The sequence below is a fragment of the Hydrogenophaga laconesensis genome, from assembly GCF_031457235.1.
GTDB lineage: Bacteria > Pseudomonadota > Gammaproteobacteria > Burkholderiales > Burkholderiaceae_C > Hydrogenophaga > Hydrogenophaga laconesensis.
Genome location: NZ_JAVDWE010000002.1, coordinates 358,834 through 382,403, shown reverse-complemented (window position 1 = coordinate 382,403; position 23,570 = coordinate 358,834). Strand labels below are relative to the sequence as shown.

Below are 23,570 nucleotides of genomic sequence, written 5' to 3'. Positions count from 1 at the left end.
TGCCGGACTTCTGCTGGCAACGCCGGATCGGTGTGCTTTCGCGGCAGGGCCTTTCGATGGCGCCGCTTGCGCAAGACCTGCTGCGGCTGCTCACGCAGGATATGTCGTCCGGGCCGCACGCGCGCTGACGCACAGCGCCAGCCCGGCGATGAACACGGCGGCCAGCGGCGCCACCGCCTGCGCCGCTCCCATGGTGGCCAGCGTGGCGGCACTTGCCAGCAGCCAGGCCATCGCACTGGCGCGCAGCGCCCCAGCAAGCAGGCGCGGTCTGGCATCGATGCACAGCAGCAAGCCGAGCGTTGCGATGGCGGTTGGATCGGGCGCCAGGCCGATCACCTCTGCCTGCATCCACGGCCGGCCCGCTGCGGTGGGCAATAGCGGATGCACGAGCACGGCCCACAGCATGAGACCGAGGCCGGTGCGGTGCCGCACGGGCGAGCGGGTGGCTTCCGGACGCCGCAGTGCCAGCATGAACAGGGCGATGGCCATCAGCGCAAAACCCCAGGCGATGTGGGTGGCCGCCCAGTTGATGGGGGCGTAGCGTTGCGCGAGAAAGTCCCACGCCACCCAGGCCCAGGCCAGCGCGAAACCAAGCGCACCCGTGCGCAGGCTGGGCAGGTGCCGGCACCACACGCCGGCCAGCAGCGCCAGCGCCGCCAGCAGCAGAAACGGCTGGAGCGGCCACAACGCTTCGTTCTGCAGTTCGAACAGCCGCCAGTACGTGCGCGGCGCGAACATCAGGAAGTCGGAAGGCCGGTAGGTCCACCACTCGCTCATGGCGTGACCTACAGTGCGGCCACGTCGCGTGCCATGCGGGTGCGCAGGGCTGCGTCGGGCAGGGGGCCACGCGCCGCGCCCATGTTCTGCCGCAGGTGGGCGACCTGGCTGGTGGCGGGAATCGCACAGGTAACCGCCGGGTGCGACACCACGAACTTCAGGGCCACCTGCGCCCAGCTGTCACAGCCGATCTCCGCCGCCCAGCCAGGCAGCGGATGGCGGCGCAACTGGTCGAGCAGGGCCCCCTCGCGGAAGGGGCGGTTCGCCAGCACGGCGATGCCGCGCTCCTGCGCCAGCGGCAACAGGCGTTGCTCGGCCTCGCGGTCCAGCAGGTTGTGGCTGAGCTGCACGAAGTCGATCGGCTGGGTGCGCATGATGCGTTCGAGTTCGGCGTGGCGCCGCCCTTCCGATGTGCTGATGCCCACGTAGCGCAGCCGGCCCCGGGCCTTCATCTCGAAGAGGCGCGGCAGGTGGCCTTCCCAGCCGAGCAGGTTGTGCACCTGCATCAGGTCGAAGCGGGGCACGCCCCAGAAGGCGCGCGAGGCCTCCATCTGCGTGTCACCGCGCCCGGCGTCGCCAACCCAGACTTTCTCCGCCGAGAACAGCGATGCCGGATGCCCCAGCCTGGCCAGAGCATGGCCGATGGTGGGCTGCGACGAGCCGTACATGGGCGAGCTGTCGATCAGCCGCCCGCCGGCATCGAAAAAGGCGCGGACGACCTCGGCACAGGCGTCGCGCGCCTTGGGGTCATTGCCGACGTTGAATGTGATCCAGGTGCCCAGGCCCACCACCGGCACGGCCTCGCCGCTGGATGGGATGCGGCGTGTGATCGGGTTGCCGGCGGGCGTGGCGGCCCAGGCGGGCCATGCCAGCGCCAGCGGCGCACCAAGTGCACCGCCCAGCCACTGGCGGCGGTTCGTTCGGGGCCCTGGTATCGCCGGATTCTTCATGCCGCCCTCGCGTTGGGACAAAGCGGTGGGACGCGCGAACGCGCCCCGAAGTTCCGACCCGGGCCTCGCGGAGCTTCAGCCCGCCATCACCTTGCGGACCGCTGCGCGCTTGCCCACGGCCTTGAGCCAGCGTTCCGTGGAGGGCGTGTCGCCCAGTGCACCGTTCGACAGGTCTTTCACGCGCTGGAGCCAGCCGGCCGTGGAGCAGAACGACGGGATGTCGGCCACGGAGTAGTCGCCGGCGAGGAATTCGACCTCGGACAGGCGCTTTTCCTGCACCTTGAACATGCGCACGCAATCGCTGGTGAAGCGTTCGATGGCCGACGGCAGCTTCTCGGGCGAGTCCACGAAATGGTGCAACTGCGGCAGCGCACCGCCCAGGCTACTGGTGCCCCAGATCAGCCAGGCCATGGTGTTGGCGCGGGCGGTGGGCTCGGTGGGCAGCAGGCGGCCCGACGACTCGGCCAGGTAGAGCAGGATCGCTGCCGTCTCGAACACAGCCACCGGCCCGGCGGGTGTGTGGTCGACGATGGCGGGGATCTTGTTGTTGGGCGAGATCTTCAGGAACCCGGGCGCGAACTGTTCGCCCCTGGTGATGTCCACGTTGCGCACGGTGTACTCTGCGCCCGCCTCCTCCAGCATGATCTGCGCCTTGCGGCTGTTGGGGCCCGGGTAGGTGTAGAAGTCGATCATTCCGGCGTTCCTCAGGCGGCGACGGTCTTGGAATCGATCAGTTCGATCTTGTAGCCGTCCGGGTCCTGCAGGAAGGCCAGGTGCAGCGTGTCGTTCTTCATCGGGCCGGCATCGCGGATGATCTTCGCGCCCTTGGCCTTGAGTTCGTCACAGACGGCGTAGATGTTCTCCACCGCGATGGCGATGTGGCCGTAGCCGTTGCCGATCTCGTAGTCGGTGGGCTGGTCCCAGTTGTGAGTGAGCTCGATCACGGCGTGATCGATCTCGGGGCCGTAGCCCACGAAGGCCAGCGAAAAGCGACCTTCGGGGTAGTCCTTGCGGCGCAGCAGCTTCATGCCGAGCAGGTCGGTGTAGAACGCCAGCGATTTTTCCATGTCGCGCACACGCACCATGGTGTGCATCACGCGATGAGGAGTGGGGGTTGTCGTGGTCATGATCGTCTCCAGCAGGTTTGTGGTAGGGTGGTTGATGTCTTTGAGTTGCAGTATCAACTCAAAGCCTAATGACGTTGAGTTGCAATGTCAACAGTATTTCGACTGACTTGCCATTCATGGTTGCTGTATCAACAATGGAGTCTTTCTTGCACACGAAAGAGGAGACTCCATGACGCAACCGCAGACATTCCGGATCGAGGTGCCCCAGGCCACGCTGGGCCGGATCGCCCAGCGCCTCAAGGACTACGAGTGGCCACAGCTGCCCCAGGGCGAGCCCTGGAAGATGGGGACGGACGAGGCCGGTTTGCGCGCGCTGGTCGATCACTGGCTGAATGGTTTTGACACCGCAGCCCAGCTGCAGCGGCTGAACGACCAGCCCCAGTTCCGCGCACAGGCCGGTGGCATCGGGCTGCATTACGTGCACCATCGCAGGACCGGCACACAGGGCCTGCCGGTGATGCTGATGCACGGCTGGCCCAGCAGCTACCTGGAGTACCTTGACGTGGCGCAGGCGCTGGCCGCGGATCGCGATGTGGTGGTGGTGTCGCTGCCCAATACCGGCTTCTCCGACAAATCGGCCACATTGATGGGACCGCGCGCCATGGCCCATGCGGTGCACGCGCTCATGACGCAGGTGCTGGGGTACAAGCGCTATGTCGCGCACGGGTCCGACTGGGGATCGATCCTCGCCAGCTGGCTCGGCAACGATTTCCCCGAGCAGGTCGCCGGCATCCACATGAGCATGATCAGCCCGCGATTCGTGGCCGGTGCAGTGCAGGGGCCGGAAGAGCAGCAATGGCTGGCCGGCTTTCGCGAGCGCTTCGAGGACGATGGTGCGTACTTCCGCCAGCAGACTTCGCGGCCGCACACGCTGGCCTTCCTGCTGGGGGACAGCCCGGTCGGCCTGCTGTCGTGGCAGGCCGAGAAGTTCATGGCCTGGTCCGATCCGGAGCAGGGCAGCGCGAGCGAGAAGATCGCCACGCGTGCGTGGAAGGATCGCCTGGTGCTCAACACTTTGCTGCAACTGGTGAGTGGCACGGCGGCCTCGTCGACCCTGATCTATCGGGGCCTCGCCGTGGAGGGGGCGCCCGGTTTCCCGAACGGGGGGCGCGTGAACGTGCCGGTGGCCATCGCCGCGATGCGCGATCCGGCATTCCCCGCGCCACCGCGTTCGCTGGTGGAACGCGTCTACCGTGTCGAGCGCTGGACCGGGTACGCGCACGGCGGGCACTTCCCGGGTTACGAGGCCCCCGACCTGCTGAACGCCGATCTGACCGCTTTCGCGCAAGGCCTCTAGCCCGCGCGTGCGGCGGGCCGTGCTGCGGGGGAAGGTACAGTACGGCCCTGGTTCAATCTCCCTGAAAGTGGATTCACGATGGCGACTCGTCGCGGCAACACGGCGGTGCGGCAAGGCCGCAAGGTGCTCAACCTCTCGGGTTACGTCACCTTCTATTTCACGGTGCTGGCCAACAAGCTTTCCAGCGGCGCCTCGCGGCTGTACCTCAAGCGCTACGACATCGGCATTATCGAATGGCGTGTGATGGCCATGCTGGCGGTGGAGCCTCGCATCTCGCCGGTGCGCATCTGCCAGATCATCGGCCTGGACAAGGGCGCGGTCAGTCGTGAGATGCGCAAGCTGGAGGCCAAGGGCTACCTCACGGTGGACGAGGATCCGGAAAGCACGCGCCGGCGCACGCTGGAGCTCACGCCCCTGGGCTACGCCATCCACGACGAGATCATCCGCACCGCGCTGGAGCGCGAACGCCGCCTGCTCAAAGGCCTTTCGGCCGACGAGGTCGACACGCTGCTCGATCTGCTGGTGCGCACCACCGCCAACATTCCCCACGTGAACGAGTACGAGCCACCGGCGGACAGCAAGCCGTCGGCTGGTCGCAAGAAGAAGGCCTGACACGCGCCGGCCTCCGGCCCTGCTAGGCGCGGAGCAGGTGCCGGTCGAAGAGCGCATGCAGGCGACTCCAGTGCCGCTCGGCGGCGGGCCGGTCGTAGACCCCGGTGCGTTGTGGAAACACGAAACCGTGTTGCGCGCCGCCATACCACTCCACCCGATGGGCCGTGCCGCTCTGCTGCAAGGCGGCCTCCAGTTGCGCGATGACGCGGGGCTCGGCCCACTTGTCGTTCGTCGCGCAGCCCAGGTACACCTCGCTGCGCAGCCTGCGCGCGAGCAGGTGAGGCGAATCGGGCCGGTCGGTGACGAGATGGGCTCCGTGGATCGAGGCCACGCACGCAACCTGATCGGGAAAGGCCGCCGCGGCGGCGATCACGAAGGGCCCGCTCATGCAGTAGCCCACCGCGCCCACGCGCGCGTGCCGCACCTCGGCCTGCGAAGGCAGCCAGGCGAGCAGCGCTCCGGTGTCCGCCGTGACGCCCGTGTTCGTCAGGTGGCTCATCATCTCGAACAGGCGTGCCATGCCCGCGGGTGTCTGGTCGGTCGAGAATTCGGGCGTGCGGCGGTAGTAGAGGTTGGGTGCCACCACGAAGTAGCCCGCGGAGGCCAGGCGGCGCACCATGGCGTAGATCTCCTCGCGCAGGCCGAAGGCATCCATGTAGAACAGCACGGCCGGAAAGGGGCCACCCTCGTCGGGGCAAGCGGCGAAGGTGTTCATCGTGCCGTCGGGCGTGGCGATGTCGAACCAGTTCTCTTTCATCGTTCGGTCCTCAGAGGTCCAGCACCAGCGTGCCGCGCCCGCGCGAACAGCAGGGGGTCATCTGGTCGCCGCGGGCACGTTCGGCCTCGGTGAAGTAGCCGCCGTCGCGGTGTTCGATCTCGCCCGAGATCACGCGCGTCACACAGGTGCCGCAGATGCCTTGCTCGCACGACACCGGAATGCTCACGCCGTGGCGCTCCAGCGCCGTGGTGATGGACTGGTCCGGCGGGATCTCGATGGACTGCCCGGTGGACGCGATGCGCACGGTCAGCGCATCGCCACCCGCGGGCGCCACGGGTGTGAAGTGCTCGACGTGGATGTGGGGTTCCGGCCAGCCTTGCGCGCGCGCCGCTTGGCACACGTAATCGATGAAGCCCTTGGGGCCGCACACATAGAGGTGTGTGGTGGCCGGGTCTTCCTGCGCAAGCCGGTCCATCTGCAGGCGTTGCGCAGCCGGGCCGTCGTCCAGGTGCACGCGGGTGAGCGGTGCGTAGGGCGCGGTGGCCAGGCGGTCGAGGAAGGCCGCGTGTGCGGCGGAGCGTGCGCAGTAGATGAGCTCGAAGTCATCGTGTGTGTGCCACAGCGCTTCCGCCATGCTGAGCATGGGCGTGATGCCGATACCGCCGGCGAACAGCAGCGAACGCCGCGCGGGTGCGAGCGGAAAGTTGTTGCGCGGCGCACCCACGGTGATCGTGTCACCCTCGGCAAAGCGCTGGTGCATCGCGGCCGAGCCGCCACGGGAGTGGGGCTCGAGCAGCACGCCCAGCAGGTAGCGGTCGGTGTCGCCGGGTGCGTTGCACAACGAGTACTGCCGGGTGAGCTGGGGTCCGATGTGCACGTCGATGTGCGCACCGGCCGTGAAGGCGGGCAGTGGGCGGCGCTGGGGGTCGCGCAATTCCAGGCTCACGATGCCCTGGGCCACCAGGCGCTTCCGGGTGATCTGCAGGTCGAGAAGGGTCATGGAAGAAAAACGGGCCCGCAGGCCCGCTGGTTCATTTGGCCACCGTGATCGGAATCTCGTGTCGCGTGGACGCGCTGACGGGCACCGGCTGCTTCTGCTCCTCGTCGAACATGCGCTTGATGATGCGGCGCAGCTGGACGCGCGTGGCGTCGGACACGATGTCCACCAGGTGCGACTCGCCCCGCTCGTCGATGCGGGCCTGCTGGCCTTCGCAGAAGATCTTGTCTTCCATGAACGCCTCGGCGATGTGGTCGAACAGAAGTTCGGTGGCCTGCGGGTCGTCCTGCTTGTAGCCGTTGGCGGGCGTGAAGAAGTAGAAGCAGGTGTTTTCCGTCTCGGGCGTGAGGCCGTGGAAGATGCGCAGCGAGAAGCCGCCATCGCGGTTGCCGTGCTCGCGCGCGCCGGTGCCGGTCTTCACCGCGCCACTCCACTGCAGGATGTTGCTCGGCGCGGAGAAGGCGAACTCCTGCCAGCGATCGACGTTGCTGCCCCCGAAATCGACCGCCTTGGTGTACGTGGGCGGCGGCACGGAGTTGATCATCCAGCGAACGTACTTGAGGCTCTTCTCGTCGCGCGTCACGTCCATCTCGGCCTTCACGTGCGTCATCGGGTTGCCGCCGATGGTGGTCTTGTGCACGTAGCCCAGGTGGGTCAGGTCCATCAGGTTGTCCACCATCAGCATGTAGCCAGACTTGATGTGATAGAAGCCGTGCTTGTGTGGCCAGTTCTTGTGGTCGTCGTTGTAGGGGTAGTCGACGATCAGGCTCTCATCGGCCAGTGCGGGATCGCCCATCCAGATCCAGATGAACTCGTTCTTCTCGACCACCGGGTAGGCCCGCACCTTCGCCTTCTCGGGGATGCGGTCCTGCCCCGGAATGTGCACGCACTTGCCCGAGCAGTCGTGCACCACTCCGTGGTAGCCGCATTCGATGCCTTCCTCGACCACCGTGCCCAGCGACAGCGGCGCACCCCGGTGGCAGCACATGTCGGCGAGCGCGGCGATCTTGCCGGTCTGCTTGTCACGGAAGAAAACGATGGCCTCGTTGCAGATGCGGCGCGGAAAGGGCTTGTCGGTCACATCTTCCGCCCAGGCGGCGATGTACCAGGTGTTGAGGACGAACATGGTTTTCTCCTGTCTTTCGTGGAAATGCGGGAGGCGTCAGGCGCCGCGCTTGGAATGTTTGGCGATGAGGGCCTTGGCCGAGGTCAGCATCTTCTGGCCGTCGTAGCCGCGTTTGTTCATGTCGGCCACCCAGGCCTCCTCGACATGCGAGGACAGCCTGATGAATTCCCGCGTCTCCGCCTCACCGATGGTGATGATGGTGTTGCCACGATCGCGGGCCGCCTTCACGCCGATCGCATCGCTGTCCTGCGTGACGCCGCCAAAGTGGGCCGAGGTCTCGATGCCCGAGTTGGCGTCGATGACGCGCTTGAGATCGGGTGGCAGGCTGTCGTACTTCGCGCGGTTCATGGCCATCACGAAGGTGCCGGTGTACAGCGCCGGACTGTTCGCGGGGAACTCGCTGTGGAACTTGGTCAGCTCATGCACCTTCACCGAGGGGACCACGTCCCAGGGCATGGCCAGCCCGTTGATCACGCCTTTGGACAGCGCGTCCGGCGTGGCTGGCAGAGGCAGCGGCACCGGCGTGGCGCCGAGCGAGGCCAGCATGCTGGTCACCGGGCGGGTGGGTCCGCGCACCTTCATGCCCTTGAGATCGGCGGGCGACTTGATCTGTTTGTCGACGCTGTGGAACACGCCACGGCCGTGCACGTGCAGTGCCAGCACCTTGGTGTCCTTGAATTCGTCCGGTGCCTCGGTCTGGATGAACTCCCAGTAGGCGCGCGAAGTGGCGCGGGCCTCGGTCATCATGAATGGCATCTCGAACACTTCGCCGCGCGGGAAACGGCCAGCCGAGTAACCGGGCAGTGTCCAGATGATGTCGGCCACGCCATCGCGGGCCTGGTCGTACAGCTGGGGTGGGGTGCCGCCCATCTGCATGGCCGCATAGCCTTCGAACTTGATGCGGCCGCCCGACTCTTTCTCCACCTTCTCCATCCAGGGCTTGAGCATCAGCGTCCAGACGTTGGAGGTGGGCGCCATGAAGGTGTGGAACTTGAGGGTGACCACCTGCTGTGCATGCGACAGCAGGGCAGGGGCGCCCAGGGCGAGAGCTGTGCCCGTCTTGAGCAGGGTGCGGCGTTGAATCATGTCTGTCTCCTGTTGTGGGTGGAACGGTGTCATCTGAACCGGTCGCACCGCATTCACTTCATGGCGGTGAATGTCGGTGGTTTTGGTTGCAATAGCAACTCAAAACGGACGATGCCAGTATTGAGTTGATGTTGCAACTTGGCGGAACCCCGCTTGACGGTTGAATCGCCAGGTGCTATTTGTCATGCCATTTCGGCGGCGGCCTGCGCCCCCGCGTCGACCGACAGCGCGTCGTATTCGAAAAGCCAGTCGTAGCGCGCCCGCACCTTGTCGGCGGCCCACTCGGTGTCGATGTAGGCGTGCGCGCCCTCGGGCGATGCCAGCGCCGGGTTGTGGAAGCGCTTCGCGTTCTCGGCCGACTTCCGCACGATGGCGGAGGTGCGCGCATGGCGCAACCTCTCGTAGCGCAGCAATGCGGTGGCCGGATCATCCGGGCAACCATCCAGACAACGCGCGAGCACCACGCCGTCCTCGATGGCCATCATGGCGCCCTGTGCGAGGAAAGGCAGCGTGGGATGGCAGGCATCGCCGAGCAAGGTCACGCGTCCCAGGCCCCACCGAGGCAGTGGGTTGCGTCCCATCAGGGCCCATTTGAAGGGCTTGCCCAGCCGTTCCACCATGGCCAGTACGTCGGCGTGCCAGCCGGGAAAGTCGGCCCGGCACTCGTCCACCGAGCCCTGTTCCGTCCAGGACTCCTTCTGCCAGGCCGCGCGCTCGACGATACCGACAAAGTTCATCAACTCGCCATTGCGCAGCGGGTAGGTGATGACGTGCGCTCCGGGTCCCACCCAGTTGGTGCCGACCGGACGCCGCAGATGCTCGGGCAGGTCGGCGGCGGGTATCACGCCGCGCCAGGCCATGCAACCGGTGTAGCAGGGGTCGTCGTCCCCGTGCAGCACCTGCCGCACCCGGGAATGCACCCCGTCCGCACCGATCAGCGCGCCGGCGCGGTGCACGGTGCCATCCTCGAAGCGCAGCTCCACCCCTTCTTCGTCCTGTGCCACCGCGATCAGTCGCGCGTTCAGGTGCAGCGCCTGCGGCCGCAGGGCCTGGATGGCCCGCACCAGCACGCCGTGCAGGTCGGCACGGTGCATCATGAGGTAGGGCGACCCGTAGCGCTCCACCGACTCGGCGCCCAGGTCGAACAGGCGCCAGGTGTCGCCGCTGTGCCAATGGCGGATTTCCTTCGCGGCGGGCTGGCTGGCGCAGCGCAGCATGTCCTGCTGAAGCCCGAGCGCGAACAGGCAGCGCGTTCCATTGGCGCTGAGCTGAATGCCCGCGCCCACTTCGCCGAAGGCGCTCGCCTGTTCGAAGATGTCCACCTGGAAGCCGCGCTGCAGCAGGGCGAGCGCCGCGGTGAGTCCACCAATGCCGGCGCCGGAGACGGCGATGCGGGTCTTTCGGTACATGGGTGTCGGGTCTTTCCTGATAAGGTTGCAACGTCAACTGAATTGCAGCACCATGCGAACCATGTGTGAAGTTTGTTTATGAAATGGATTGATTTCACCTGCTTATGAATGTCAGCACCCGTCAGCTGCAGGCCTTTCTCGCGGTGGCGCGCCTGCAGAGCATCACGCGCGCGGCCGAGCAGATCCACCTCTCGCAGGCTGGTCTGAGCCTGCTGTTGCGCGAAATGGAATCGCAGCTGGGTGTGCGCCTGTTCGACCGCACCACGCGATCCGTGACGCTCACCGACGGTGGCCGCCAGCTGCTGCCCGCGGCCGAGCGCATGCTGCGCGAATGGGCCGATGTCTCCGGGCGCATCGACAAGCTCTCGGTCGATGTGGCGCACACCCTCACCGTGGCGGCCACGCCGCTGGTCTGTTCCAGCGTGATGCCGGTGGTGCTGCGCACGCTGCAGAGCAGCCACCCCCACACCACCGTGGTGGTGCGCGATGTGGAGCGCAGCCACATCGAAGCGCTGGTGCTCTCCGGCCAGGTCGACATGGCGCTCGGCATCCTGTTCAAGGCGGCCTCGGGCATCCGGCGGCAGCGCCTGCTCTCGCTGCCCCTGGTGTGCGTGAGCCCGCGCGAGTGGCCTGCCGGCAGCGGCAAGCCGCGTCGGCTGCAGCACAGCCACGTGAGCTGGGCCGACCTGGCCGATGTGCCGCTCATCGGCCTGCCCGTGGGCAATCCGATCCAGCAGGTGATCGACCAGCGGCTGCGCGAGATCGGCCGCGCCAACGAGGACCGCATCACCTTCAACAACCTGCACAGCGTGGTGGCGATGGTCGAGGCCGGTTACGGCGCGGCGGTGATGCCGGCCTTCGTGCAGGGTGCCTGCAGCCGCTACGCGGTGAACGTGTCGGTGATGACCGGACCCGAGGTGCCGCTCGATTTCTTTGCCATCACACGCAAGGGCGCCGAGACCACCGACGCGGCCCGCGCCTTTCTCTCGGCCTTTGCCGCCCAGCTTCGCGAATACCCCCAACTGGAAACCTGAGGAGACCTCCGTGACCGACCATGCCGCGCTGCCCGCGCCCCCGCTTCACAGCGAACGCACCGGCGAGGGCCCCGGCCTGCCGCTTGTGCTCATCCATCCGATTGGTGCCTCGCTGCGCTTCTGGGACGCGCTGCTGCCCCACCTCGCCGGTCACGGCCCGGTGGTGCGCTGCGACCTGCGTGGGCACGGCGGCAGTGCCGTCGTGCCAGGCGAGGGCCACATCGACGCGTTCGCGGACGACCTGCTGCGCCTGGCCGATGCCCAGGGCCTGGAGCGTTTCGATGTGTGCGGTGTGTCGCTCGGCGGCATGGTGGCGCTGGCCGTAGCGGCGCGCGCCGGTGCCCGGGCGAACCGTGTGGTTGTGAGTTCGACGGCGGCCGCCGTGGCACCGCCGCCCAACGGCTGGAACGGCCGCCGCGAGGCCGCGTTGAAAGACGGCATGGCGCCGCTGGCCGGACCGATGGTCGAGCGCATGTTCAGCCCGGCATTCCGCGCCACGGGCGATCCGATCATCGGCACACTGAGGAGCGTCTTCGAAGGCATGAGCCCCGTCGGCTACGCAGGCGCCGTCTCCATCCTGCGCGATGCGGACCTGGGTTCTCGACTGGCGCATGTCACATCACCCACCCTCGTGGTCGCCGGATTGCAGGACCCGCTGTGCCCGCCGGCGAAGCAGGAGGCACTGGTCAGTGCGCTGCCCCACGCACGGTGCGTCACGCTGGACTGCGGGCACTTTCCGCCGGTGGAGCAACCTGCGGCTTTCGCGAGGTTGTTGGGCGAACACCTGACGGGTTGAAAGCTCAGGCGCCCGGGGAGCTCCCGTCGTCCCTGAGGGGCCGTGGCGCCCCGTGGCTGACCGAGGGCGGGATCTCGCCCTCGCCCGGATTGCCGATGCGGCGGCGGAACAGCTCGGTGCGCGCCAGCAGGATGGTGGTCACCGGCACCGTGAGCGAGAGGAAGATGATGATCAGCCAGGCGTGCAGCGAGAGCCGTTCGTCCTGCGCCGAGAAGTAGATGATGGTTGCCAGCGTGACGCACCAGGCAGAGAAACTGAAGGCGAGCGCAGGCGGGTGCATGCGCTGGAAAAAGCTCTTGAAGCGCACCACGCCAATGGCGGCAGAGAGCGTGAAGATGCCGCTGAGGATCAACAGCAGTGCCACCGGGATCTCGGCCCAGAGCGATACACCGGCCGGCATCATCATTCGATCACCTCGCCGCGCAGCAGGAACTTGGCCATGGCGGCCGAACTGACGAAGCCGAACACGGCGATCAGCAGGGCGGCCTCGAAGTACATGGCGCTGCGGTAGCGGATGGCCAGCACCATCAGCACCAGCATGCCGATGGTGTAGATCAGGTCCATCGCCAGCACGCGGTCCTGCGCCGAGGGGCCCCGGTACAGGCGCAGCAGCGCCAGCGACATCGCGAGCACGTAGCACGCCAGCGCGAAGACGATGGCGCCGAACAGGAAGGGGCTCATTCGAAGATCTCCATCAGAGGGCGCTCGTAGCGCGTCTTGATCAGTTGGATGTCCAGCTCCGGGTCCTGCATGTCGAAGATGTGGACCAGCAGCGCGCTGCGGTCGAGCGCCAGCTCGGACCAGACGGTGCCCGGGATCACGCACATGATGGCGGCCAGCACCGCCAGGCCATTGGGGTCGCGCAGGTCCAGCGGCACCACGACGAACCCGCCCTGCGCCATGCGCTCGCCGCGCGACAGCGTACCGATGAGCACGCGGAAGTTGGAGCCAATCACGTCCTTGCCGACCTGCATGAACAGCTTGAACGCCACCCAGGGCCGCTTGAAAGTGACCGGCGTCGGGCGCAGCGACTGCGTGAGCAACGGCACCGCGAAGCCGAGCACGATGGCCATGATCCACTGGCCCAGGCTGTAGGGGTTGTTGAGCACGAGCCACAGCGCGACCAGCGCCAGCGACAGCAGGGGTGCGGGAAACAGGCGTCGCATCATGGCCGCGTCTCCGGAGCCGGAACGCCCAGGCGTTCGGCGTTGGTGGCAGTGGGCAGGGGGCGGGCGGAGAACACCGCATCGATGTAGCCCGCCGGGTGGTACAGCGAACTCGCCGTGGCCGAGGTGTAGCGCATCACGGCCTCACCGCGCACCGTGAAGAGCACGCACAGGGCGATCAGCACGGCGATGGGCACGAACTCGGCCACGCGCAGCAGATGCGCGCCTCGCTCCATGGGGGCCCAGAAGAAACGGATGCCGGTTCGGGAGAGCGCGACCATCGCGAACAGACCGGAGACGATGATCAGCACCACCAGCGCCCAGCTGGCCGAGCTCACGGCAGGTGCCTCGTTCTGCAGCGGCAGCAACGCCGAGAGCATGGCGAACTTGCCGATGAAGCCCGAGAGCGGTGGCAGGCCCGCCACCAGCACCGTGCAGCAGATGAAGGCCAGACCCAGCAGGGCGGTCGAAGCCGGGATGGCCCGGCCGATCAGCACTTCCTCGTCTTCATCGAGGTTGGCGGTCCTGGCGATTTCCAGATCGGCCAGCGCGAAGGGCAGGTGGTCTTCCTCATCCTCGGGCGCGCGCTGGCGTGCCGGATCGGTGCGCTGGCGGTCCATCAGCTCGGCGAGCAGGAAGAAGGCCGCCACGGCCATGGTGGAACTGGGCAGATAGTACAGCGCGCTGGCGGTGAGTTCCGGCCGGGCGAAGCCGATCACGGCCATCAGCGTGCCCGAGGACACGATGACCGCGTATCCGGCCAGCCGTGCCGGCCGCTGCGAGGCCAGCATGCCCAGCGCGCCGAAGGCCAGCGTGGCCATGCCGCCCCAGGCCAGCCACTGGCTGCCGAAGCCCGCCGACGCGCCGGCTTCGGGCGAGAAGAACAGGGTGGACAGCCGCAGCAGCACGTAGACGCCCACCTTGGTGAGCAGCGCGAACACCGCCGCCGACGGCGCGCTGGCACTGGAGTACGCGGGCACCAGCCAGAAGTTGAGCGGCCACATGGCGGCCTTGGCCAGGAAGGCCACGGCGAGGACGGCGCAGGCAGCGTGCAGCAGCGCCCGGTCGGCCGCGGCCACCTGTGGAATGCGCGCGGCGATGTCGGCCATGTTGAGCGTGCCGGTGACACCGTAGATCATGGACGCGCCGATCAGGAACAACGAGGACGCGACCAGGTTGATCGAGATGTAGTGCAGGCCCGACTTCACGCGCGACGGCCCCGAGCCGTGCAGCAACAGGCCGTAGGACGCGGCCAGCATGACCTCGAAGAACACGAACAGGTTGAACAGGTCCCCGGTGAGGAAGGCGCCGTTCAGGCCCATGATCTGGATCTGGATCAGCGGGTGGAAGTGCGCGCCCGCCTTGTGCCAGCGGGCCAGCGCGAAGAACAGCGCCATCAGCGCGACCATCGCCGCCAGCAGCAGCATGAGGCCGGAGAGGCGGTCGAGCACCAGCACGATGCCGAAGGGCACGTCCCAGTTGCCCGGCAGGTAGACGCCGAACGCACTCGGTCCGTCGCCCTGCTTGCTCCACCACAGCAGCGCCAGGGCCACCGCCAGGTTGAGCACGGCGGCGAACAGGCTGATGGCGGCCTTGGTGCGGTGCTGCCGGTCGCGCAGGAACAGCAGCACGCACGCCGTCACCAGCGGCAGCAGGATGGGCGCGATCATCAGGTGCGGCATCAGCGCCACGACGATCGACTGGATCGGTCCTCCCGTCACTCCGCGTCTCCCTGTCCGTCCACGTGGTCATTGCCGAAGAAGCCACGCTGCGCCAGCAGCACGACCAGGAACAGCGCGGTCATGGCAAAACCGATGACGATGGCGGTGAGCACCAGTGCCTGAGGCATCGGGTCGTCGTACTGCAGCAGTGTCGCTTCCAGCCCGGGTGTGAGAACGGGCTCGCTGTCCACCGACAGGCGCCCCATGCTGAAGATGAACAGGTTCACGCCGTAGCTCAGCAGGCACAGGCCCATGATGACCTGGTACGTGCGCGGGCGCAGCATCAGCCACACACCGCAGGCGGTGAGGGCGCCAATCGCGATGGCCATGACGAGTTCCATCAGGCGGCTCCTTCTTGTTGTGCCGGATTCTCCTGCTCGGCCACCTTGGCCTGGCGATGGCCGCGCACGGACTGGTGGCCCAGCGCGGTCAGGATCAGCAGGGTGGCGCCCACCACCAGGGTGAAGACGCCGATGTCATAGAACAGCGCGCTGGCGACGTGGATGTCGCCCAGCAGCGGCAGGTGCAGGTGGGCCGTGTGCGTGGTGAGGAACGGATAACCGAACCAGAACGCGCCCAGGCCCGTCGCGGTGGCGGTGAGCAGGCCCGCCGCGATCCAGCGCTGCGGCATCAGCTGCATGTTCGCCTCCACCCACTGCGTGCCGGAGACGATGTACTGCAGGATGAACGCGGTGGACAGCACCAGCCCGGCCACGAAGCCGCCGCCGGGCTCGTTGTGACCGCGCATGAAGAGGTAGACCGCGATCACGGCGGCAATCGGCAGCAGCAGGCGCACCAGCACCGCCGGCACCATCAGGTAACCCTGCGCCGTGTCGTCCGCCAGTTGTGGATTGATGAGGTCGGTGTCCAGGTCGGCCGGCAGCGCGCGCTGCTGGGCCGTGAGCTCGGCGCTCTCCGGTGCGGGACGGAAGCGGCGCAGCAGCGCGTACACCGTGAGCGCGACGATACCCAGCACGGTGATCTCGCCCAGCGTGTCGAAGCCCCGGAAGTCCACCAGCATCACGTTGACCACATTCGTGCCGCCACCCTCGGGCAGCGACCGCTCCAGGAAGAACGGCGAGATGCTCTGCGGGAACTCGCGCGTCATCACCGCATACGACAGGCCGGTCATGCCGGCACCGGCCGCCAGTGCCAGCACGAGGTCGCGCGAACGCCGCCCTTTGGCCTTGACGCGCTGCCACAGTGGCTCGGCCTGGTCCTGCACCTCCAGCCGCTTGGGTAACCAGCGCAGGCCGAGCAGGATGAGCACCGTGGTCACCGCCTCCACCGACAGCTGCGTGAGTGCAAGGTCGGGCGCAGAGAACCAGGCGAAGGTGATCACGGTGGTGAGCCCCGACACGCTCATGAGCGCGAGTGCGGTAAGGCGGTGGTACTTGGCCTGCCAGACCGCGCCCACGGCTGCGCCCACACCCACCACCCACAGCAACGCGAACATGGGCGAGAACGGCAGCAGCTCGCGGTCGCCGGGTGTCAGCGCCGCGCCGGGTGTAGCCAGCCGGAACGCGGCCACCGATCCCACCACCGTGACCAGCACCAGCAGGAACAGCTGAGGCTGCAGCCGGCGCGTGCCCAGCAGGCGCAGCAGGCTGCGGCTGCCCGCCGTGAGCCGCGCCATGACGTGGTGAAACGCGCGTTTGCCGCTGTAGCGGCCCACCACCGGCGCGCGCTCGATGTGGCCCCCATACAGCGGCTTGCGCAGCAGCAGGTACAGCACGATGCCGCCGGCGAGTGCGAGGAAGCTCATCCACAGCGGCAGGTTGAAGCCGTGCCACACCGCCAGGTCGAACTCGGGCAGGTCTCCACCCACCACCGGCAGGGCGGCCGTGCCCAGGATGTGCTGGATGGACCATTGCGGCAGGATGCCCACCACCAGACAGGCGAGCACGAGGATTTCGATCGGCACGCGCATCCAGTGCGGCGGTTCGTGCGGCACGCGCGGCAGGCCGGCGCAGGTGTCGGGGCCGAAGAACACGCGCGCGGTGAAGCGCAGGGAGTACGCCACGCTGAACATGCCCGCCACCACCGCAGCCGTGGGCAGCAGCTTCTGGAACCAGGGCGCCGCGCTCACGAACACCGCTTCGGTGAAGAACATCTCCTTCGAGATGAAGCCATTGAGCAGCGGCACGCCCGCCATGGCCGCCCCTGCCACCATGGTCAGGGTGGCCGTCACCGGCATGTAGCGCGCCAGGCCCGAGAGCCGCCGGATGTCGCGTGTGCCGGCCTCGTGGTCGATGATGCCCACGGCCATGAACAGCGAGGCCTTGAATGTCGCGTGGTTGATGATGTGGAACACCGCCGCCACGGCAGCCAGCGGGCTGTTCATGCCGAGCAGCGTGGTGATCAGGCCCAGGTGCGAGATGGTCGAGTACGCCAGCAGGCCCTTGAGGTCGTTCTGGAAGATCGCCGCGAAGCCGCCAATGAGCAGCGTGATCAGGCCCGAGCAGGTGACGATCCAGAACCATTCGTCGGTGCCGGCGAGCACCGGCCACAGGCGTGCCAATAGGAACACGCCGGCTTTCACCATGGTGGCGGAGTGCAGATAGGCCGAGACCGGGGTGGGCGCGGCCATCGCGTGCGGCAGCCAGAACTGGAACGGGAACTGCGCGCTCTTGGTCAGCGCGCCCAGCAGGATCAGGATCAGCGCCGTGCTGTACAGCGGGTGCTGGCGCACCACGTCGCCAGCGAGCAGCACCACGTCGAGGTCGTAGCTGCCGACGATGTGGCCGAGCACCAGCACGCCGGCGAGCAGGCACAGGCCGCCCGCGCCCGTCACGGTGAGCGCCATGCGCGCGCCGCGCCGCGCGTCGCGGCGGTGGTGCCAGTAGCCGATCAGCAGAAAGGAGAACAGGCTGGTGAGCTCCCAGAACAGCACCAGCTGCACCAGGTTGCCCGAGAGCACCACCCCGCTCATGGCGCCCATGAAGGCCAGCAGGAAGGAGAAGAAGCGCGGCACCGGGTCGTCGGGCGACATGTAGTAGCGCGCGTACAGCACCACCAGCGAACCGATGCCCAGCACGAGCATGGAGAACATCCAGGCGAAGCCGTCCATGCGCAGCACGAAGTTCAGGCCGAGCGAGGGCAGCCACACGAACTCCTGCCGTATGACGCCGCCGGCCGCCACTTCGGGGAAGTACATCGCGGTCTGCACCGCGCAGAACAGCGCGATCGCGCCGGCCAGCGTGGATTCGGTGTTGCGCGCGTTCGCGGGCAGCAGCGCAGCGAGCAGGCTGCCCAGGAAAGGGAGGGCGACGAGGAAGATCAGGGAGAAGTGCATGGGCCTTCGAGTTTAGTGGCATGAGTTCCGCCGCCCCCGAGGGGTTCCCTGGCGCCTGAAAACACCTCTCGATCTGTGGCACGATGCCCGGTTGCCTTCGTGCCTGCCCCTCGCGTTCCATGACCTCTCGCCGCCACGGCCCCCTGATCGCCAACCTCGTCGCCCAGCTCGCCTTCGGCCTGCTCGCCATGACCATCTGCATTCCGTCCATGCAGGAGTGGGGAACGATCTTCGGTTCGAGCCAGGCGGCGGTGCAGCTGACCTTCAGCGGGTACGTGGTGGCCTATGGCGGCCTGCAGCTGCTCTACGGCCCGCTGTCGGACCGGCTCGGGCGCAAGAAGATCCTGCTGCTCGGCCTGTCGCTGGGCAGCCTGGGCTCGCTGCTGGCCGCGCTGTCGGTCGACCTGTTCATGCTCACCGCCGCGCGCGTGCTGCAGGGCGCAGGCTGTGCCGCCGGCATGGTGGTGGGCCGGGCCATGGTCCAGGACTTGTTCGAGGGGCCTGAGCGCACGCGCGTCATGGCCTACATCGGCATGGCCATGGGCCTGGTGCCACCGCTGGCCACCATCATCGGCGGGCAATTGCACGTGCGCCTGGGCTGGCAGGCCAACTTCGTGCTGCTGACCGTGCTGGGCGTGGTGCTGTTCATCGCGGCCTGGCGCGGCCTGCCAGGCCACACGCCGCCCGCCGCCCCGTTGCAGACGCACTGGTTGCGCGACATGGTCACGTCCTATGCGCAGCTGGCCCGCGCGCCCGGCTTCCTGCTGTACGTGGCGGTGCTCTCCATGACCACCGCCACCTTCTATGCCTTCCTCGCGGGCGCGCCCATCGTGCTGGGCAGCTACGGCGTGGGGCCTGCGGGCATCGGCTACTACATCATGATCGTGCCGCTGGCCTACATCGTCGGCAACTACCTCACCACCCACCTGGTGCACCGCGTCGGTGAACGCCTGGTGATGCGGCTGGGACAGGGCAGTGCGCTGGCAGGCATCGGGCTGATGCTCGTGCTTGCGCTGGTCGGGGTCGACACGCCGCTGGCGCTGTCGTTGCCCCTGTTGCTGCTGGGCATGGGGCATGGCCTGCTGGTGCCGCCCACGCTCATCGGCACGGTCGGCCTGCTGCCGGCGCTGGCCGGCTCGGCCGCAGCCGTGGCCGGCCTCATGCAGCAGATCATGGGTGCGGTGGGGGGCTTCGTGGTGGGCCTGGTGCCGCACGACGGCGCGGTCAACCTGGGCTGGCTCATGCTCCTGCTGTCGGTGGGCGCGGCTGTCGCCATGGTGTTGCTGCAGCGCAGCATGGCCAGCGCCCGGCGCGCGGGCTGAATGCGCCTTGCGCGCAGGGGTACCGGTATACTGGCCGGACCATGCGCCGCTGGCTCGTTGCCGTCTTTGCCCTGCACTTCCTCCTGAGTGTGGGTGCATTCGCATTCGGCCAGTTGCCCGCTGACGCACCGTCGCAGGTGCAGGAGCATCTGATGGCGGAAGCGGCGACGCCAGGCCAGCCAGCCTCCGACGGCACGCTGAAGGCCTCGCACCCGCAAGACCACGGCCTCACCGATACCCAACCCGACTTGCCCGAATGCCTGGACGTGCTCATCGCCGCGTCCAGCCGGGGCGAGCCGCTGCGCACGCCTTCACCACCCCTGGTGCAGGACCTGACGCCGCCCGTGCTCGACGGGCCCCAACGGCCGCCACGCGGCACGTTCGTCCTCGCCTGACCCTTCCCGGCGCGCGACCGTCCTGACGGCGCCGCCTGCTGTGCGGGTCTGGTCAGGCGCGCCCTGTGGCGCCCCAGCTTGACGCCACCTGCCGGCCTGCAAGGCCGTCAGCGCTGAACAGGCCTTTCAACCCTCTCCAACTGTTTTTCCTCAAGGACCACCATGAATCCGCATCTTGACCTTTCCTCCCCTGCCGTCGCCGGCCAGGCCGTCGCCGTCGAGCGCAACCGTGTGCTGCGCAACACCTACTGGCTGCTCGCGCTGTCCATGGTGCCCACCGTGCTGGGTGCCTGGCTGGGTGTGGCCACCGGCATCACCGCGCCGCTCACCGGCTTCCTGGGCATCGCGGTCTTCCTGGGCGGGGCGTTTGCCTTCATGTTCGCCATCGAGAAGACCAAGAACTCCGCCGCCGGCGTGCCCGTGCTGCTGGCCTTCACCTTCTTCATGGGCCTGATGCTCTCGCGCCTGGTGGGCTCGGTGCTGGGTCTGGCCAATGGCGCCGGGCTGATCATGACGGCCTTCGCCGGCACGGGCGCGATCTTCCTCGGCATGGCCACGCTGTCCACCGTCATCAAGCGCGACCTGGGCAACATGGGCAAGTTCCTGTTCGTCGGCGTGATCATGCTGATCGTCGCGGGCATTGCCAACGTGTTCATCCAGTCCGGCGCGCTCATGATCACGCTCTCCGTGCTGGCCATCGGCATCTTCTCTGCCTTCATCCTGTACGACCTCAAGCGCGTGCGCGACGGCGAGGAAACCAACTACATCACCGCCACCCTCGGTGTGTACCTCAGTCTGTTCAACATCTTCCAGAGCCTGCTGGCCCTGCTGGGCCTGGCGGGCGGCCGCGAGGAGTGAGAACCCCCTGCATGAAGCCTCCGGCCCGCGCGCGCCGGGGCTTCGCCGCGCCCGCTTTTCCCCATTCATCACGGAAGCTCGGCCAACACCGAGCGCCCATCCCCTCATGGAAATTGCCTTACTGTTCGCGCTGATCCTGCTCAATGGCGTCTTCGCCATGTCAGAGATCGCGCTGGTCACCGCCCGCAAGGCGCGTCTGCAGAAACTCATCGACGAAGGCGATGGCGCCGCCGCAGCGGCCGTCAAGCTCGGTGAAGACCCCACCCGATTCCTCTCCACCATCCAGATCGGCATCACGTCCATCGGCGTGCTCAACGGCATCGTCGGCGAGGCCGCGCTGGCCGCGCCGCTGTCGCAATGGCTCACCGAGCTCGGCCTGCCCGCGCCGTACAGCACCTACGGTGCCACCGGTCTGGTGGTCGTGCTCATCACCTACTTCTCCATCGTGGTGGGCGAGCTGGTGCCCAAGCGGCTGGGCCAGTCGCATCCCGAGGCGCTGGCGCGGTTGGTGGCGCGGCCGATCGACTGGCTGGCGGTGGCCACCAAGCCGTTCGTGCTGTTGCTCTCGGTGTCCACACGCGCGCTCATGAAGCTGCTGGGCATCAAGGAAAACGGCGCCAGCGCAGTGACCGAGGAGGAGATCCACGCCATGCTCGCCGAAGGCACGACGGCCGGCGTGATCGAATCGCACGAGCACACCATGGTGCGCAATGTGTTCCGCCTGGACGACCGGCAGATCGGCTCGCTCATGGTGCCGCGCAGCGATGTCGCCGTGCTCGATCTCGATCAGACTTTCGAGGTCAACATGGCGCGCGTCGACGCTTCCGACCATGCGCGCTTTCCGGTCGTGCGCGGCAACCTGGGCAATGTGGTGGGCGTGGTCAACGCGCGGCAGTGGCTCTCGCAGGCCTTGCGCGGCGCGAAGCGCGAGCTCGGCGAGCAACCCTTGCAGGCGCCGCTGTACGTGCCCGAGACCATCACCGGCATGGAGCTGCTCGACAACTTCCGCCAGTCCGACGTGCACATGGCCTTCGTCATCGACGAGTACGGCGAGGTGCAGGGCATCGTCACGCTGCAGGACCTCATCGAGGCGATCACCGGCGAGTTCAGTCCGCGCGACCCCGAGACCTCGTGGGCCATGCTGCGTGAGGACGGCAGCTGGCTGCTCGATGGCCACATTCCCGTGCCCGAACTCAAGGACCGCCTCAACCTGGACACCGTGCCCGATGAGGAGCGGGGCCGCTACCACACCCTCAGCGGCATGATGATGCTGCTCACAGGTCGCCTGCCGCGCGAGGCCGACACCGTGACCTGGGAAGGCTGGCGCCTGGAGATCGTGGACATGGACGGCCGCACCATCGACAAGGTGCTGGCCACGCGCGAGGTGCCGCCCGAAGCGGGCGTGGCCGGACTGATCTCGGTGGCTTCGTGATGCGCGGCGCCTGCAAGACCGCGCTGGTGCTGGCGCTGGCCGCCGCACTGGCCGCCTGCGCGGACGGCTACCCCAGTGAGGATGGCGCGCTCATCCTCAGCCACGACATGAAGCTGGAGAAGGCGATAGGTGCGATGCACCACCTGGGCCACCAGCGGCATCTCCATTACCACTGGCACTACGAACTGCTGCCCGGCTGCGTGCTGGAGGCGCAGGCCAAACGGTTTCTGCGCAACCGGGAGCCGGTGGAGGTGGCGCTGCGGCGTTCGGCCACGGTGGTGGAGAAGGATGTCACCACCGGCAGCCACACGGTGCGTGTGTTGCCCTCGGACGACACGGTGGGTGTGGTGGTGCTCGAGGGCGTGGGCGAACACGACGCCCTGCAGATGAAGTGGCTGCTGGACTTCCTGCCGCGCCATTGCGGCACCTGATCGTCCCCCCCTGGGCGATCACATTTCGCCGAGCGCCATTTCCGACAGCACGTCGAGTTGCATCAGCTCTTCCACGACGGGATCGGGGCGTTGCCAGGTCGCCAGCGCGATCAGCAGCGCAGCGGCCAGCAGCGCGCCGCTCCCCAGCCACAGCGTTCGGCGTGCGGTGCCGGGTGCGCGCAGCGTGGCCCCCGAAGCCCACGCGGCCACGGGCTCTGTGGCCGCGTGGCGCTGCCGCCACTGCGCGAGCACGCGCGCTTCCAGCGCGTCGCTGTCGCCCACCGCGGCGGTGTCCAGCCCGCTGCGCAGCCGCGCGCGCAGGTCGTGGTCCTCATGGGTCGGATGTGGCGTCATGCGGCACCGCCTTTCAGGGCCCGGCGCAGGCCTGTCTTGGCGCGGTGCAGCAGCTGGTGCGCGCTGTTGGCGTCGATCCCCAGCGCCTGGCCGATGTCGGCCGCGCTCGCGTCGGCATACGCCCACATGGCGATCGCCAGGCGCTGGCGCGCGGGCAGGCGGGCCAGCGTGTCCTGCAGGTGTTGCAGCGACACCGAAGCCACGGCATCGGCATCGCCGCCGGCCAGTGCCTGCTGCTGGTCCTGCAGCGCGACCAGGTCGGCGGGTTCCATGCCCAGCTCGCGGCGCCGCACCAGCTGCGTGCGGCAGCGGTTGAGCACGATGGTGTTGAAGTAGGTGGAGAGTTGCGCGCCGCGCGTGTCATCCGGGCGCGCGCTCCACAGCCGCAGGAACGACTCCTGCACCGCGTCCTCCGCGTCTTCCTGGCGACCCAGCATCTGCCGCGCCATGGCCAGGGCGGACGGGGTCAGCAGCTGGACGAGTGAGCGGGCGCTGTCTGGGTCGCCGTCGCAGGCGCGTTGCCACAAGGCCCAGCCGTCCTCGCGGGCGGTGCCGAGCCAGCGCCGCGCTGCCTGGCGCGTGGTGTCGAGCAGGCCGACCGCGAGCAGGAGTCGGGGACGCAGCGGGTCCGGTGTGGGCGACAGGATGAGGGTGTGCATGATGGCCG

General features: G+C 67.8%; 26 protein-coding genes. 9 read left to right on the top strand and 17 right to left on the bottom strand.

The window, feature by feature from the left end:
• Positions 1-90: 90 nt before the first annotated feature.
• From J2X09_RS06220 to gloA, 4 genes are all read right to left on the bottom strand, one after another.
• A complete protein-coding gene (locus tag J2X09_RS06220; protein ID WP_204732629.1) occupies positions 91-777 on the bottom strand; it encodes a DUF6064 family protein in 687 nt (228 codons plus the stop codon).
• Between the two features lie 8 nt (positions 778-785).
• The gene (locus J2X09_RS06215) at positions 786-1,727 is read right to left on the bottom strand and encodes an aldo/keto reductase (RefSeq protein WP_204732630.1); all 942 of its coding nucleotides are present in this window, start codon (positions 1,725-1,727) and stop codon (positions 786-788) included.
• A 75-nt stretch (positions 1,728-1,802) separates the two neighbouring features.
• Positions 1,803-2,420, bottom strand: coding sequence for a glutathione S-transferase N-terminal domain-containing protein (locus J2X09_RS06210; protein WP_204732631.1), 618 nt, complete (start codon positions 2,418-2,420; stop codon positions 1,803-1,805).
• 11 nt (positions 2,421-2,431) lie between these two features.
• Entirely contained in the window at positions 2,432-2,854 is a 423-nt protein-coding gene (gene gloA / locus J2X09_RS06205) for a lactoylglutathione lyase (RefSeq protein WP_204732632.1), read from the bottom strand.
• Positions 2,855-3,023: 169 nt separating this feature from the next.
• Here gloA and J2X09_RS06200 point away from each other — a divergent pair, with 169 nt between their 5' ends.
• Both J2X09_RS06200 and J2X09_RS06195 read left to right on the top strand, forming a co-directional pair.
• Positions 3,024-4,151 (top strand): epoxide hydrolase family protein, encoded by a 1,128-nt coding sequence (locus tag J2X09_RS06200; protein WP_204732633.1) that lies wholly within the window; start codon positions 3,024-3,026, stop codon positions 4,149-4,151.
• A 78-nt stretch (positions 4,152-4,229) separates the two neighbouring features.
• Positions 4,230-4,763 (top strand): MarR family winged helix-turn-helix transcriptional regulator, encoded by a 534-nt coding sequence (locus tag J2X09_RS06195; protein WP_204732634.1) that lies wholly within the window; start codon positions 4,230-4,232, stop codon positions 4,761-4,763.
• A 22-nt stretch (positions 4,764-4,785) separates the two neighbouring features.
• On the opposite strand, the gene J2X09_RS06190 is transcribed toward J2X09_RS06195, so the two are convergent.
• From J2X09_RS06190 to J2X09_RS06170, 5 genes are all read right to left on the bottom strand, one after another.
• Entirely contained in the window at positions 4,786-5,520 is a 735-nt protein-coding gene (locus tag J2X09_RS06190) for a dienelactone hydrolase family protein (RefSeq protein ID WP_204732635.1), read from the bottom strand.
• Positions 5,521-5,530: 10 nt separating this feature from the next.
• Entirely contained in the window at positions 5,531-6,481 is a 951-nt protein-coding gene (locus tag J2X09_RS06185) for a PDR/VanB family oxidoreductase (RefSeq protein WP_204732636.1), read from the bottom strand.
• Between the two features lie 31 nt (positions 6,482-6,512).
• A complete protein-coding gene (locus tag J2X09_RS06180; RefSeq protein WP_204732637.1) occupies positions 6,513-7,604 on the bottom strand; it encodes a Rieske 2Fe-2S domain-containing protein in 1,092 nt (363 codons plus the stop codon).
• Positions 7,605-7,640: 36 nt separating this feature from the next.
• Positions 7,641-8,690 (bottom strand): TRAP transporter substrate-binding protein, encoded by a 1,050-nt coding sequence (locus J2X09_RS06175; protein WP_204732638.1) that lies wholly within the window; start codon positions 8,688-8,690, stop codon positions 7,641-7,643.
• 182 nt (positions 8,691-8,872) lie between these two features.
• Complete coding sequence (locus tag J2X09_RS06170) at positions 8,873-10,099, bottom strand: FAD-dependent monooxygenase (RefSeq protein WP_204732639.1); 1,227 nt, start codon at positions 10,097-10,099, stop codon at positions 8,873-8,875.
• Positions 10,100-10,203: 104 nt separating this feature from the next.
• Here J2X09_RS06170 and J2X09_RS06165 point away from each other — a divergent pair, with 104 nt between their 5' ends.
• Positions 10,204-11,133 (top strand): LysR family transcriptional regulator, encoded by a 930-nt coding sequence (locus J2X09_RS06165; protein WP_204732640.1) that lies wholly within the window; start codon positions 10,204-10,206, stop codon positions 11,131-11,133.
• 10 nt (positions 11,134-11,143) lie between these two features.
• Positions 11,144-11,929, top strand: coding sequence for an alpha/beta fold hydrolase (locus J2X09_RS06160; protein ID WP_204732641.1), 786 nt, complete (start codon positions 11,144-11,146; stop codon positions 11,927-11,929).
• Positions 11,930-11,933: 4 nt separating this feature from the next.
• Here the strand turns inward: J2X09_RS06160 and J2X09_RS06155 are convergent, their stop codons facing one another.
• From J2X09_RS06155 to J2X09_RS06130, 6 genes are read right to left on the bottom strand one after another with little or no spacing between them, the layout of a single operon-like run.
• Complete coding sequence (locus tag J2X09_RS06155; RefSeq protein ID WP_310307755.1) at positions 11,934-12,335, bottom strand: Na+/H+ antiporter subunit G; 402 nt, start codon at positions 12,333-12,335, stop codon at positions 11,934-11,936.
• Complete coding sequence (locus tag J2X09_RS06150; protein WP_204732642.1) at positions 12,332-12,610, bottom strand: K+/H+ antiporter subunit F; 279 nt, start codon at positions 12,608-12,610, stop codon at positions 12,332-12,334. The genes J2X09_RS06155 and J2X09_RS06150 overlap by 4 nt, the downstream gene beginning before the upstream one ends.
• Positions 12,607-13,098, bottom strand: a complete 492-nt coding sequence (locus J2X09_RS06145; RefSeq protein WP_204732643.1) for a Na+/H+ antiporter subunit E — start codon at positions 13,096-13,098, stop codon at positions 12,607-12,609. The genes J2X09_RS06150 and J2X09_RS06145 overlap by 4 nt, the downstream gene beginning before the upstream one ends.
• A complete protein-coding gene (locus tag J2X09_RS06140) occupies positions 13,095-14,777 on the bottom strand; it encodes a monovalent cation/H+ antiporter subunit D (protein WP_204732974.1) in 1,683 nt (560 codons plus the stop codon). Before J2X09_RS06140 ends, J2X09_RS06145 begins: the two co-directional genes overlap by 4 nt.
• Positions 14,778-14,812: 35 nt before the next feature.
• Entirely contained in the window at positions 14,813-15,157 is a 345-nt protein-coding gene (locus J2X09_RS06135) for a Na+/H+ antiporter subunit C (RefSeq protein ID WP_204732644.1), read from the bottom strand.
• On the bottom strand, positions 15,157-18,111 hold the full coding sequence (locus J2X09_RS06130; RefSeq protein WP_204732645.1) for a monovalent cation/H+ antiporter subunit A: 2,955 nt from the start codon (positions 18,109-18,111) through the stop codon (positions 15,157-15,159). Before J2X09_RS06130 ends, J2X09_RS06135 begins: the two co-directional genes overlap by 1 nt.
• Positions 18,112-18,230: 119 nt before the next feature.
• Here J2X09_RS06130 and J2X09_RS06125 point away from each other — a divergent pair, with 119 nt between their 5' ends.
• The 5 genes from J2X09_RS06125 (at position 18,231) to J2X09_RS06105 (ending at position 22,549) form a co-directional block, all read left to right on the top strand.
• Positions 18,231-19,433 carry a Bcr/CflA family efflux MFS transporter gene (locus J2X09_RS06125; RefSeq protein ID WP_204732646.1) on the top strand — a complete coding sequence of 401 codons (1,203 nt, stop codon included), beginning with the start codon at positions 18,231-18,233 and terminating at the stop codon, positions 19,431-19,433.
• A 41-nt stretch (positions 19,434-19,474) separates the two neighbouring features.
• Positions 19,475-19,828: a hypothetical protein gene (locus tag J2X09_RS06120; protein WP_204732647.1), complete on the top strand. Its 354-nt coding sequence runs from the start codon at positions 19,475-19,477 to the stop codon at positions 19,826-19,828.
• Positions 19,829-19,990: 162 nt separating this feature from the next.
• A complete protein-coding gene (locus J2X09_RS06115) occupies positions 19,991-20,686 on the top strand; it encodes a Bax inhibitor-1 family protein (protein WP_204732648.1) in 696 nt (231 codons plus the stop codon).
• Positions 20,687-20,792: 106 nt separating this feature from the next.
• Positions 20,793-22,118, top strand: coding sequence for a hemolysin family protein (locus J2X09_RS06110; RefSeq protein ID WP_204732649.1), 1,326 nt, complete (start codon positions 20,793-20,795; stop codon positions 22,116-22,118).
• A complete protein-coding gene (locus J2X09_RS06105) occupies positions 22,118-22,549 on the top strand; it encodes a hypothetical protein (protein ID WP_204732650.1) in 432 nt (143 codons plus the stop codon). Before J2X09_RS06110 ends, J2X09_RS06105 begins: the two co-directional genes overlap by 1 nt.
• An 18-nt stretch (positions 22,550-22,567) precedes the next feature.
• On the opposite strand, the gene J2X09_RS06100 is transcribed toward J2X09_RS06105, so the two are convergent.
• On the bottom strand, positions 22,568-22,903 hold the full coding sequence (locus tag J2X09_RS06100) for a hypothetical protein (protein WP_204732651.1): 336 nt from the start codon (positions 22,901-22,903) through the stop codon (positions 22,568-22,570).
• Positions 22,900-23,562 (bottom strand): RNA polymerase sigma factor, encoded by a 663-nt coding sequence (locus tag J2X09_RS06095; RefSeq protein ID WP_204732652.1) that lies wholly within the window; start codon positions 23,560-23,562, stop codon positions 22,900-22,902. Before J2X09_RS06095 ends, J2X09_RS06100 begins: the two co-directional genes overlap by 4 nt.
• Between the last annotated feature and the right edge of the window lie 8 nt (positions 23,563-23,570).